Source organism: Candidatus Protochlamydia phocaeensis, assembly GCF_001545115.1.
In the GTDB taxonomy this organism is placed as follows: domain Bacteria; phylum Chlamydiota; class Chlamydiia; order Chlamydiales; family Parachlamydiaceae; genus Protochlamydia_A; species Protochlamydia_A phocaeensis.
The window spans coordinates 49050-61739 of record NZ_FCNU01000030.1; the positions used below are offsets into that span (position 1 = coordinate 49050).

Genomic DNA, 12690 nt, shown 5'->3' on the forward strand with positions numbered 1-12690 from the left:
TGGGGTATTTTCAGGTTATCTATATCAAAGAGGTCCCATGCTACGTACACTTAAATCACTTGTTCCAGAAAATCTCAAAACACGCATGAAAAAACTTTTGCGCCGCCGTCACTTGTCTCATTCAAAGGTCTTGGGAAGAGAGCAGCTTTCCCATTTATATCTTAAAGGCAAGGGAATTGAGATTGGCGCTCTGCATAATCCCCTTTATGTCAGCAAAGCCGCCAAAGTCCAGTATGTTGACCGTTTATCGGTTGAAGATTTGAAAAGGCATTATCCGGAATTAAGCAAACTCCCCTTGGTCCACGTAGATATTATCGATAATGGAGAGGAACTTGGAACCATTAAAGATCGCTCTCAAGACTTTGTCATTGCCAACCACTTTATTGAACATTGCCAAAATCCACTGAGAACCTTAAGCAATATGTTCCGTGTCTTAAAAAAGGGCGGAGTTCTTTATATTGCCCTGCCGGACAAGCGTTATACCTTTGACATTGATCGCCCTGTCACCCCTTTAGAGCATATTCTCAAAGATTATCGGGAAGGGCCTGAAAATTCCAAACGCCAACACTTTGAAGAATGGGTGCGCTTAGTTAATAAAATTCACCAGCCTGCAGACGCCCAAAAAGAAGTCGAGCGTTTATTAAAGATCGACTATAGCATTCACTTTCACGTTTGGACTCAAAGCGAAATGCTTGAAATGTTCCTTGCCCTTAAAAATCAGCTAGGCCTTTCCTTTGATATTGAAACTTGCTTGAAGAACGAACATGAATTCATTTTGATTTTACGCAAAACGGACTAATTCTTTTGAAGTGCCGTCAGATTGACGGCACTATTTTAGAGGATTTTTAGAACTGCTCATGACCGCGATTAGCGGAAATTTAAGGCCTCTCTTTTATATAACTACCTAATATTAAGACATTTAACCTCGAACAACCGATTATTTTGTCATCTCCGCTTCAAACTTATCGTATCTTTACATTCTCTCTTTACAATGGGATTGCTTAAAGGGTGTATTAACCCGTCTTAGCTGTTGTCGAATTGCAATTACATTTCATTTTAATAAATCTATCGTCAACCATAACTTGAAGAGGTAATAATGATTTATCCAACCCATCAGCATGTGACTAATTACTTAACAGATCCCTCAACGCATATAAAGGATGAAAAAGGGATTCGCTCTACAAATACGATTAATCTTAGTAAAACAGAGCATACGCTTTATGGCATGCAATTTAAAGCCACAGATCCTAAGTCTTTAGAGAATACAGAACTTTTAAAGCGAGTGCTTCATTTAGCCTCTCAACTTTATGATCAACATTATCGGATTGCTCAGCAACTTCCTTGTAGAGAGCAAACTGAAATGAGACGCATCAATGCAGAACTCATAGAATTAATGAACGTTAACCAGGTCACTTATATTTGGCTAAATAAGTTTAATCAACCAGTCTGCTAACATTTGCGATTCCTCTAATACGCGGATTGCGCTATCATGAGTAACGTAAAGATCCGGAAGGGTGTCAATGACTGGCCTTCTGCTTTACGTTAACTCTTGCAATCCTTTTCCTCTTTTCAAATCTATTTGTTTTGGTGGAACCGGAACAGCTTGTAAAGGGAAATGAACCGGCCGTGGTGAAGATGTCTAATCAAAAATCTTCTAAGCTTTTCTTTCTCGACTCTTTGCAGCAAATTTTAATGCTCGCTCAACAAACAGAAGAGATAAAAATTGAGCAAATGCTCTTTATTTTAGCCGAAAAAGGCTACGCCGCGCTGCTCATTCTGCTCAGTCTCCCCTTTTGCCTTCCCGTTCAAATTCCCGGATTTTCTACGCCCTTCGGCCTCTTACTAGCCCTGATTGGCCTGCGCATGGCCTTTGGCAAGTCGCAATGGTGGCCGCAATGGATTTTAATAAAGTCTCTTAAAAGCCAGTCTGTAATCACGTTAGCGGAAAAAGCGATAAGTATCGTTAAATGGATGCAAAAAATTCTTCATCCCCGTCTGATTTTTTTGACGCGAAGCGCTCTCTTTTCTCGCTTAAACGGGCTGGTGGTTTTTGTGCTGTCCCTTTTTTTATCGCTGCCCCTGCCCATTCCCTTGACGAATCTGATGTCAGCCGTTCCTCTTTTTTGTATGGGCCTAGGGCTATTGGAAGATGATGGCCTGATGATTTTAGTCAGCTATGTGCTTTCTCTTTTATGCCTGCTTTTTTTTACTGGGGTATTTCTATTCAGCTTTTGCCAAATCAAGAGCATCTTTTAATGCCGTTTTTTCTACACGCTTTAAAGATCGAATGCTTTAACAGATAAATATTTAAGAGCCGAATAAAAATAGCAGGGCGATTTGAAGCGGGCGTATAAGCGCATTTCATTCTTAGCAGATAAAAGGCGCAAGCGCTTATCCACTTTAGAGCGATCGCGCTGCCAGCCGCGGCAATGATAGGCCCAAAGATGAGGAAGCATCCATAACTCCCATCCTTTGCGGCGCAAACGTAAAGAAAGGTCTATATCTTCCTTATACATGTAAAAGGTTGGATCCATGACTTGAAACGGCTCTAAGCATACATCCTGCAAAGCCCGGTAGCGGCAGAACATTAAAGCGCCGCACAGCGCCGGCACGGCTTCCGGATGGACAGGCTGACAGCCCGCCTCTTGCCCCTGCCCGCGATCATACCAGCGCCCATACCACGTACGGAAAATGCCGGATGAGTCTAACAAACCGGTAGGTTTGTTCTGCTTGACATCATATCCCAGCAAAAGGCCTGATAAAGCGCCCATATGAGCAGACTGCGGCAACTCCATATATGCTTTGGCTTGCTCGATGAAGGTGGGCCCCAAGAATGCGTCAGGGTTTAAAAAAAGGACGTAATCTGTATGAAGGGGAACATAAGAAAAGCCGATATTATTACCCTTGCAAAAGCCGACATTTTCTTTTTGCAAGCTGATCTGCATATACGAATCTTGACTGCAAGCCGCCACATAATCGCTTTCCGTAGAGCCGCTATCGACAATGATCACTTGGTCAGGCAAGCAAGTTTGTTTGCGAAGGGCATCTAAACAAGCGGGAAGATAAGCTTGGCTGTTATGCGTGACAATAATGACCGAACAGGTAGATCCCTTCTGTCCTTGGCTTGCCATTGTTTTCCTACCCGCTTTAGTTCATCGTTGAATCGGCAATTAAAAAGACCACTTTGCGATTGGGATTGTTTGCCAATTGAGCATAAAAATCCAAATCCTCCACTTTTTCTTGCCAAACCGTGACAGCCGCGTAAGGGAAAAGGGGAACTAAACTTTCGGCCTCTGCACTGACCGGCGAAGCACGGCTGATGCCTATTATCCAATCATAGCGCTCCTGCAACTCATTGATTAGCTTCTTAAAGGCTTCCGACCCCATTAATTCAATGAAAAAGCGGCTTGCTCCGCCTGCTCGAATAAAGTCGCCATAGGGCCCTGACTCAATTTCAGGAAAAGAGGCTTTTCCTTCCAAGTACTGCAAGAGGCCGTTTTTCACGTCCGAGCCGGCTTGATCGCCATCCAAATAAAGCATTAAGACTTTTTTTCCCTTTTTCAAGAAAAGCGTTGACAGGTCACGGGAATAATCCGGCCCGCACCCTTCTAGCAGAAGCAACCGCTGGGCAACATTCAACTCTCGATTTTCAGAGGACAAAGAAACAGGATCGATATAGCTTTGCAAACGGCGAATCGTTTCTAAATCAGCATCGCTAATCACCCTATTATCTTGTGTCTGAGAACGGAAAGGAAGCGAGCCCGCAACATACAAGCCTGCCAATTTTAGGTTGTCGGCCGAGGCTTTAAGCCCTTTGATCAAAGAGGATCCCAACACAACGCCTGCTCCCATAAAGCTTCCCAGCAAACCGCCTAAAATGGCGAATGCCAACACGCTAGGTGTAACGGGATGGACAGGAGGCGTAGCCAAGTCGATGGGGGCTGATTGAATGACCTCTAAGTTATGGGCAATATTTTTGGACTCGACCATTTTAGCGATTTCTTCGACGATAAGTTGGTTGATCTCGACTTCTTGTTCGATCAATTGCTCGGCCACCCATTTTTTGGGCAGGCCGCCCATTTCGTTATGAATGTGTTTGAGGTGCTGCTTAATAAGCGTTCTTTCCTGCCTTAAATTTTCTAGCCGCGACTCGACATAGTCGCGCAAGGTGTTTTCAAGCAGGGAGACTTGCTGATTGATGAGGTCCAAGCTGACATTTTGCAACGCATAAACTTTTTCTTCGATGAGCTTCTTGTTCAACTCCATGAGCTGCACCATTTGCTCAAGGTGCAAAGATAAAAAAGTCCGCTGTAAAAGGAGCTCTTCCTTTAAGCGCTCTTGTTCGCGCACGCTTTGGTTATTTTGGTCTTTTAAGGTCAATACAAGATTGCTCGCTTTTTTAATCATCTCTTGGCTGACAGAGTCATTTAGACCGGCACTCAAAGACGTGATTTCAAAATTAGGATCTTCCATTTGACCGATAAAGAAGAGATTTTGCCTAATGGTAGATTCTAGCTGGATGAGCTGCTTAGAGTAGTCCATATACAAGTCATCCGCCACTCTTAAATCAATTCCTTGGTATTCATCGGATGGATTTTGTTGGTGGATGAGGCGTTCTTGCAGCATTTTCTCATGCACATTAAAGATGCGCTCTAAATTTGTGAGGTAAAACTGGAAACTTTCGCGCGATTTGTTCCATTCAACCGGGTCTATCCCCTCCAGCTTGTCTAAGTGTTCGAACCAGCCCTTAATCAAAAAGCGCGGATCTTTTATCAAAGAGGTCTCTGAATCGGGCAAAAGGTGCTGGTGAAAGCGGTCGATAATATCTTGCAGCTCTACTATATAGCGCTGCACTTCTTTGAGCTCTTCTAATTGCTGATCGAAAGAATGATGCAGCGTATGGGTTGTAAAGGCCGCTTTCTTTTGAATCTCAATTTCCAATCCGTCTCTTCGCTGCTTCAAATCGCGAATCTGCGTGAGAACGTTATTAATGACGATTGAATCCGCCGCATCGGAATTATAGGTATCGTAATAAACGTGGCTATTGGGTTGAATATTCTCCAGGCGTTTAATTTCAAGCTCGTTGGATAATAACTTTTCCCTGTATTCATGTTGGCTTTTGGCCAAAAAATCCATTTCCTTATCAGAGTCGACAAATCCTGAATTAAACAAATCGTTTGCTAAGAAATTGGCGTGCTTCTGCATCAATTCGGTCAAATTATTGGCCAGCTGGGCTTGCCTATTATGCAAGTAATCCAGCTGCATTTTGGCCAATTTATCGTGATGAGATTTCAGGTGATCTTGATAGCATTGCATCGTCGTATTCAAAAATTCGCTGGCAGCATGGCGATTGCGATGGTCATAAGCGAGCTTGAGAACGCCCTTGTCATTCTTTGCATTTTCAATCTGCAGCTTTTTACAAAGCGCGTCCGCTGTATCGGCCATGGACTCGATTTTTAAGGAAAGCGGCTGGGGAGCAACTGTCTGCCCCTCCCTCGCATCGAGGGTAAAAGCGAGCGCTTGCCAAGTAAATGGAACGCCTAGTTTCCCTTGTCCGATAGACACGTGGTCATGATCGACATCGCGTACGTCAAACTCTCCGTTATCAGCCAGGAGGACTTCAAACTTAAGGGGAATTTCGCCTTGATAGTTCAAATCAACAATTTGAATGGGACATTGGTGGTCTTTTAGGACTGGCTGAGGAGAGCGCTTAAGGGCGTTCCAAGTCACCTCCAGATTGCGGCGGATGCGTCTAAAAATATTTTCTTCATCGCATTTCAGCTCCACTTGGCCTTGCAGCTTGAGCTTTTCAATTACGTTCTGCATGAGCTTGCGAGATTTAATCAAAGAGCTGGCTTCATTTTCTTGGCCGGCAGACAGGCTTTCGCTACTAAGAAGCTGCAGAATTGAATTTGACACGCCTCCCGACTTATTGCTCTTTTCTCTGAAGGTCGCTTCGGAACGGTAGCGGATAGGTTGAATTAAGGCGACTAAAGCCCCCAGCAATCCCATGACAAGCGCCCAGCGAAAAATGCGCCCTTTGGATTGCCGAAATAAAGAGGCTATGTCAGACATGGTGATGAGGAATTTATCGTCTGCGTCTTTGTTGTTATTCATCTCTGACCTTTATGTCTTAAAGAGGGTTAAAATGACCTCTATTGCTAGCCAATTACTCATTTAGCTTCATTCACTCTAATCGCTTATCATGCGATAGGTTCCATAAGCCGTTTGGAGGCCCAAGCAACTAGGCAGCAATTGATCGATAAAGCGGTTCCATTGCGTGATGGGTTTCTCGGATACATAGACGGTATCTCCCGGCATTAACAAAAGGCTGTCGTTAGGCAGGTGGATAATGTGATCCCAAGAAAGCACGTAGATCTTTGGGTTCTGCAAGTTTCCGCGAATCACTTGGATGCAATCGCGGTTGCCAGTAAAGGGAATGCCTCCAGCGGATACCAGCGCCTCTCTAAGCGACATAAAGCCATAAGGAAGATTGACGGCCCTTGGATTCCCCACCTCTCCCATAACCATGACAGTCGTATCGCTTGGGCTTGCAATAAAAATGCGGTCGCCTCCGCGCATGACAATGTTTTGCGACATATCGCCCAGATTCATCAACTTATATAGATCGATGGGAAGTTGAACCCCATCCCGCACAACATAACTCTTGAAGAAGTTGGCATTATTGGGGACATGCGCAACAGCCAATACCTCGTAAAGGCGAATCTTGCCATCGACGGGAATGACAGGCGTCGTCACAGCACCCGTCAGCTCGACTTTTCGCGATAAACGATCCCGATAACTAAGAAAAACTTCCATGTCTTGGATGTGTTCTTGGTAGCAACCTTGAATTTTCTGTCTGGCCTCTTCCAGCGTTAAGCCTGCCACTTCAATGGGAGGAATATCGGGAAAATCAACCATGCCTTGACTGACGCGGAATCCAACCTTCTCATTGATAAACTGAATGGCATCCATGACGTCGCGCCGCTTGGGATGATAGACGGCGATATTTAAAATATCATCTTCTGCAATGACATCTTGATATTCTTCCATATCTTCGCAAGACAGGTCTCCTAAATCAACGCCTTCCATGTCCAAAATCGCCAATTTGCCCTGTCGGATTTTATAAGAATCGATCACAAATTCGTCTGCGCCATAAATGTCGTAGTGATAGCAAGGCTTACAGCAAGAGCATAAAAAGAGCATGAAGCAGAAAGTTAACAAAGAAAGAAATTTCATTATCCAACCGTTAAAGAAAGAGCGTGTACGGAAGAGTTTTTAAGCCTAATTTCCCATTACTTAAGCATCCATTTAATGCCAAATAGAGGAAGAAGATTTTATTAAAAGGTTTAAGCCGATGCTTTTATAGGGTGTATTAAAACCGCTTAGATTATCCATCCTCCCTATCTTTTATTTAAAGCCTTTTAACTTTTAGGACTTATATTTCTTAGCGTATTTTCCATTAAATCGGAAGTGTTTTCTCTGATGAAGGCGATCTAAATGACATCTTCCTTCTTGAAGGTCAGCCATTTTATCCGCAGGTTCCTATCCGGCTTCTTTCAAGCGACAATTGAGAGGTTCTGCTTTGCAAGATTTATTTCTTGTGATTTAATGACTTCATTTTTAACAAAATTGTCTTCCTATGCGTTTTTTTGAAAAGAAGCTTTCGCTGTTCCTCCTTCTCTTCAGTCTCCCCCTTCTCTTTCTTCCTAAGTTGAATTTGATCAGCTTTGATTCGGAAACAGCAGGCCTCAGAATCGACGATTTTGTTTTATTCTTCTTTGGTGCATTGCTGATTTGGTCGCATGCCATTTTGCACAAGACGCTCTATAAAATAGAAGTATGGATGCTGCTCTTGACCGCTTTTGCGATTCTTTCCTTTCTTTCTAATCGCTTCTTCGTGTCTTTGGGAGTGCTGCACCTCGACGCCAAAATTTTTTATACCGTCCGTTTATTGGAATATTTTCTCTTCTTTTACATTGGCGCTTTAGCTTCGCAATTCGCTTTAGGCAAGCCTCTTATGCAAGCCTTCTTTATTTGGAGCTTTCTTTTGATGACCTTGCAAAAGCTCAATCTTGCGGGAGCGGTAACGGTAACCGGCTACAGCACGGATGTCTCTACGCGCGTGCAGGGAATCGCCTCCTTCCCTTCCGAGATGGGGCTGCTGCTCAATTTGCTGTTCTGTTACCTTATTTTTGACAACAGCTATCAATCCAAATTTGTCCGTCTCTTTGCCTCTCCACTTGCCCGCTACTTTCTAAGAAAATGCTATCCCTACTTGCTATTCGCTTTATTCGGCCTGTTTGTCATTTTTACTGGAAACCGCATTTCGATTATCGCCTTGATCGTTTGCTTTTTCGGCCGCCTTAAAGATGAGTTCAATTGGCGATCCATGGGATCAATTTTGACGATCAGCCTTCTCACTCCCCTGCTGCTTGGCGGCATCATTTTAGTCATTACCCAAACCGATTCGGTTTACCAACGCAGCGCCGGCCTTCTTTCCATGAAAAATTTCGAACTTGCCAAAGTTGTCTGGGATAAAATTGACATGACAAAGAATCCGGTGGGCAATGAAGTCGTCGCTGCGGACGAGTACGACATGAGCTGGTGGATGCGTATTCACAAATGGATTTATGTTATCAAAGTCTATGTCTCGCATCCTGAGATTTATTTACAAGGGCTGGGCCCCGGCTTTGCCTGGTCGGCCTTGGATGGCGGGCTGTTGCGGATCCTGACGGAGTACGGTCTGATCGGGGCTTTCCTTTTCTGGAAGTTTTTCCAATCCCTCTACCGCATTAATCCCCAAATCAAGTGGATGATGGTGGCCTTTGCCATCAACATGATCTTTTTCGACGCCTATTTGGCCTATAAAACGATGAGCTTTCTCTTTTTTGCCGCTGGCTATGCCTTTGAGAGCAAACACCGACCTCCGCTATCAACAAGCTGCTCGGCCAAGATAGCGATTAACCCAGCCTAGATCAGGCTTTAGCCTGCTCCTTATGAAAAGGTCTTTGAAGATAATTAATTATGGCTTCCTTGATCAAATCAATTAGTAATAACCTGAGTTTGGTTTTTTTTAATCTTCCCCTATAGCTGAAACTTAAAATAAAAAGGCAGATCTCTTGTAGATCTGCCTTTAATTTTAAGAACACATCATTACTCAAAAGCAAGTTTTATTGAATGACTTGATCCAAAACGGTCTCTGTGTAACGGCTCTCTAATTCCTCCGTGACGCGGCGCGCCTCGCCCATCGACTGCGTTAAAAAGAAATTGATTAAATTGTCTGGAGCAGTCAGCTGAGCCATCATCCCTAAAAAGCCTCTCATCGGATTGACTTGTGTCGGATTCATCGGATCCATCTGTGCCATCAACTCTCCTCCAGCTCGGTTTGCAAGTTGGCTGGCAACATCCTTGACGCGTTGTGGCAAATCTTTTAAAGCCGTGAGTTTTTCTTCCGTTAAATGCTCTGCAAAAAAAGTTGTCGCCAAGCCTCTTGCTCTCGCAATCACTTCCATAGGATTGCCTTGAGCCCTTAAAGCCTCTTGATTTTCATTCAATGCCTGTGTGACAATTTGCCCGATGGTATTGACAACTTCCCGTTTAGCATGAGTAATTTTTAACTCAACATCTAACCGAACAGCTTCATTGACAACCGAAATGCGTTCTCCAACTTGCATAATAGCTCCTTTTTCCAAAAGATTTAAATTAAAAAAACAACTAATTAAAAAGTATTATTAATCAAAACAAATTAAAATTCAATATTTTTTTATTATCTATAAATAATTACATTTTATTAAAGAGAGTGTATTAAATAAGTTATACTCGCTTGAATCTAGTTCATTAGCGGCTTTCGGACAGCTTTTCAGAGAAAGATAGCTCTTCTTTCTTTGAATTTGGCTTAATTCTCTCTTCACTATCTTTTCGAGGATAGTGTCTTTCTAACTCTTCGACGATTTTTTGAGCCGGAGGAATAGAATGTTTCACAAATAGATCGAATAATTTGTTTGCACGCACGTTTCTTTCTGGCTCGGCTAGGGCCAGTGCCCCTAAAAAACCAAATACACCCGGATAGGCGTCTAATCCCACTATACTGTGATTAGCCAATTGAATGACAAGCTGCCTAGTGCGCTCAGGCAACGCATCTAAATTTACTTCTTCTTGAAGATGCTTGGCAAAAAAAGCCTGAGCACAATGCCTTATATTTGCGATAATTTCCTGATAATCGCTTCTAGCGGTTAAAGAAGCTAAATAATCATTCAGGGCTTGTTGGATAATGGCTCGAATGGCAGACACAATTTCCTCTTGGGCCAGATTAATTTTCTGTTCTGCTTCTCTTTGAACCTGTGTCGGATTGATTACTAAAATGCGTTCGACTTTCATCAGATCTTTCTCTTCTAAATTCAACTGTTTAAGAAACCAAAATATCTAGCCATACAATCCATTCAAATTAAAATACTCATCCACTCGCTGTATTCATTAAAAAACAGCGGTTATTTAAAAGCGTATAAATGAGCGATTGATGGCAGTCTTAACCTATCTCAATAAATGGCTTATGCTTTTGCACAAGTAGACTGAGGCAACCAACGATTTCCCAAGCTGATGCCGTCTTTTTCCACACCGAGCTCATATTTAAGATGCTTATTTTGAGAATAGAGGGCAAATTTCAAATGAATATCGTCATGCAAAATCTTTTTCTTATTTAAAAGGGAGCACTCCAGTTTAATTTGATATTCACCCGGATGAAAAAGATTGAGATCTAAATGAAAAGATAGGCGGTGATGGCCCGCCGAAGCGACTAAGTGATGATGCTCTTTATGGTCGCACAAGCGCGAGCGGGCAATGGCATGGTTGCGCGAGTTAAGAACGCTGAAGCCCAGGATCAAATCAGGATGCGGCTTGAGAATTTCAAATTCAACTTGCAGGGAGGTTTCTTCTCCTTGGTAAAAGAAGCCTGTATCGGAAGCTGGTGCTTTAAGAGAGGCGTGATAGAAACGGATATGCTCATCTCCAACAGAGCCTTCCCAGGACAATCCTGCGACGGGGCAGCTGCGAACATAGCGGCTGACGCATTGCTCGATCGGTTCAAAAGCCTTCAATTCGCCTTTCTCTAAAAAGATGCCTTTATTGCAAAGGGACAAAACGGAATTGATGCTATGGCTGACAAATAGTACCGTACTCCCTTGCGCACCCATTTCATTCATTTTTTTCAGGCATTTTTCTTGAAACTGGGCGTCCCCGACAGCCAGGACTTCGTCGACAATTAAAAGATCGGAATCCAAGTGGGCGGCGATGGCGAATCCCAAACGCATAAACATTCCGCTGGAATAGCGCTTGATAGGCGTATCTAAAAATTTTTCGATATCGGCAAAAGCGACAATCTCATCAAATTTCTTTTTCATTTCCTTATAGCTCATGCCCATGATTGCGCCATTGAGCAAGATATTTTCTCTTCCCGTCAAATCGGGATGAAAGCCCGTTCCCACCTCCAATAAGCTGGAGACGCGTCCGCGGATCTTAATTCTCCCCTTGGTCGGCTCGGTAATACGCGAAAGCAGCTTGAGCAATGTCGATTTTCCCGCTCCATTGCGCCCCAAAAGGGCTATGCGGTCTCCTTCCTTGATATTCAAGGTCAGGTCTTTTAAAGCCCAAAATTCTTCCGTTTGAACCGGACTAGAGGGCGGCAAAGGACGCCCGAGGGCTTTGCGTGCGGCCTGCTTCATCCAATCAGAAAGGATTTCTTTTAAAGACGCATAAGGATTTTGACGCTCATGCGCAATGATGTATTTTTTAGATAAATTTTCAATTTCAACAATATTCATAAAAACCTATCTAGATAATGTCGGCAAAGATTCGTTCCATTTTGCGAAAATAGCGAAAGCCCGTCACGAGAAGAACGGCGTTGACCAAGCAAGAGATGGCAAGGGCTGCCGGAAGGTCGGCATGATAAGCTCCAAAGCAACACCAACGGAATCCCTCGATAATGCCAGCCATTGGATTGAGAAAATACAACCAACGCCACGGCTCCGGAACCAAAAAGCTTCCATATCCCACCGGTGAAATAAACATGCCGAACTGAACAATAAAAGGCACAATAAAGCGAAAATCTCTAAAGCGAACCGTAATGGCTGCCAGCCACAGGCTGGTTCCTAAGCATAAGATCAAAGTAAGGCCAATGAATGCCGGCAACAATAAGATCGTCCAATGCTGAAAAGAACCGGTGACCAGAAAAAGGAACAGCAGCATGGCCAAACTGATGGCGAAATCGACAAAATTAACCAAGATATAGCTGATCGGCAAGATCATGCGAGGAAAATACACTTTGGAAATCATCGGCGCATTGTTAACCAAACTATTGCTGGTCTCAATAAGGCAGCTGGCAAAAAGCTGCCATGGCAGCATGCCTGCTAGGATAAATAGCGGATAGTTGATGTGATCAGATGCTAAATTGGCAACCTTGCCAAATACAAAAGCAAAAACAGCCATATTGAGAAGCGGACGGATTAATGCCCAGGCCACTCCTAAAAAGGTCTGCTTATAGCGAACAAGAATATCGCGCCAGGCAAAAAAATAAAATAGCTCGCGGTAGCGGAAAAGATCTTTCAAGTATTCTTTTTGGACCCGACTGGAGTCGATAATCAAATTAAATTCGAGGCTTTTTTTTGACATATTACGATCAAATAAACTCCTTAT

General features: G+C 43.4%; 11 protein-coding genes. 4 read left to right on the forward strand and 7 right to left on the reverse strand.

Annotation, left to right across the window (positions count from 1 at the left end):
* Nucleotides 1-37 precede the first annotated feature (37 nt).
* The 3 genes from BN3769_RS11520 (at nt 38) to BN3769_RS11530 (ending at nt 2256) form a co-directional block, all read left to right on the forward strand.
* A complete protein-coding gene (locus BN3769_RS11520; RefSeq protein ID WP_228840686.1) occupies nt 38-799 on the forward strand; it encodes a class I SAM-dependent methyltransferase in 762 nt (253 codons plus the stop codon).
* Between the two features lie 297 nt (nt 800-1096).
* Nucleotides 1097-1453 carry a hypothetical protein gene (locus tag BN3769_RS11525; protein WP_068470741.1) on the forward strand — a complete coding sequence of 119 codons (357 nt, stop codon included), beginning with the start codon at nt 1097-1099 and terminating at the stop codon, nt 1451-1453.
* Between the two features lie 182 nt (nt 1454-1635).
* Nucleotides 1636-2256, forward strand: coding sequence for an exopolysaccharide biosynthesis protein (locus BN3769_RS11530; protein WP_068470743.1), 621 nt, complete (start codon nt 1636-1638; stop codon nt 2254-2256).
* 20 nt (nt 2257-2276) lie between these two features.
* Here the strand turns inward: BN3769_RS11530 and BN3769_RS11535 are convergent, their stop codons facing one another.
* The 3 genes from BN3769_RS11535 to BN3769_RS11545 form a co-directional block, all read right to left on the reverse strand.
* The gene (locus tag BN3769_RS11535) at nt 2277-3131 is read right to left on the reverse strand and encodes a glycosyltransferase family 2 protein (protein ID WP_068470745.1); all 855 of its coding nucleotides are present in this window, start codon (nt 3129-3131) and stop codon (nt 2277-2279) included.
* A 16-nt stretch (nt 3132-3147) separates the two neighbouring features.
* A complete protein-coding gene (locus BN3769_RS11540; RefSeq protein ID WP_068470747.1) occupies nt 3148-6117 on the reverse strand; it encodes a hypothetical protein in 2970 nt (989 codons plus the stop codon).
* Nucleotides 6118-6192: 75 nt separating this feature from the next.
* The gene (locus BN3769_RS11545) at nt 6193-7239 is read right to left on the reverse strand and encodes a polysaccharide biosynthesis/export family protein (protein ID WP_068470749.1); all 1047 of its coding nucleotides are present in this window, start codon (nt 7237-7239) and stop codon (nt 6193-6195) included.
* Nucleotides 7240-7642: 403 nt separating this feature from the next.
* Here BN3769_RS11545 and BN3769_RS11550 point away from each other — a divergent pair, with 403 nt between their 5' ends.
* The gene (locus BN3769_RS11550) at nt 7643-8977 is read left to right on the forward strand and encodes a hypothetical protein (protein WP_068470751.1); all 1335 of its coding nucleotides are present in this window, start codon (nt 7643-7645) and stop codon (nt 8975-8977) included.
* A 196-nt stretch (nt 8978-9173) separates the two neighbouring features.
* On the opposite strand, the gene BN3769_RS11555 is transcribed toward BN3769_RS11550, so the two are convergent.
* From BN3769_RS11555 to BN3769_RS11570, 4 genes are all read right to left on the reverse strand, one after another.
* Complete coding sequence (locus BN3769_RS11555; RefSeq protein WP_068470753.1) at nt 9174-9677, reverse strand: hypothetical protein; 504 nt, start codon at nt 9675-9677, stop codon at nt 9174-9176.
* A 163-nt stretch (nt 9678-9840) separates the two neighbouring features.
* Nucleotides 9841-10380, reverse strand: coding sequence for a hypothetical protein (locus tag BN3769_RS11560; protein WP_068470755.1), 540 nt, complete (start codon nt 10378-10380; stop codon nt 9841-9843).
* Between the two features lie 170 nt (nt 10381-10550).
* A complete protein-coding gene (locus tag BN3769_RS11565; protein ID WP_068470757.1) occupies nt 10551-11819 on the reverse strand; it encodes an ABC transporter ATP-binding protein in 1269 nt (422 codons plus the stop codon).
* A 10-nt stretch (nt 11820-11829) separates the two neighbouring features.
* The gene (locus tag BN3769_RS11570; protein ID WP_068470759.1) at nt 11830-12666 is read right to left on the reverse strand and encodes an ABC transporter permease; all 837 of its coding nucleotides are present in this window, start codon (nt 12664-12666) and stop codon (nt 11830-11832) included.
* Nucleotides 12667-12690: the final 24 nt, after the last annotated feature.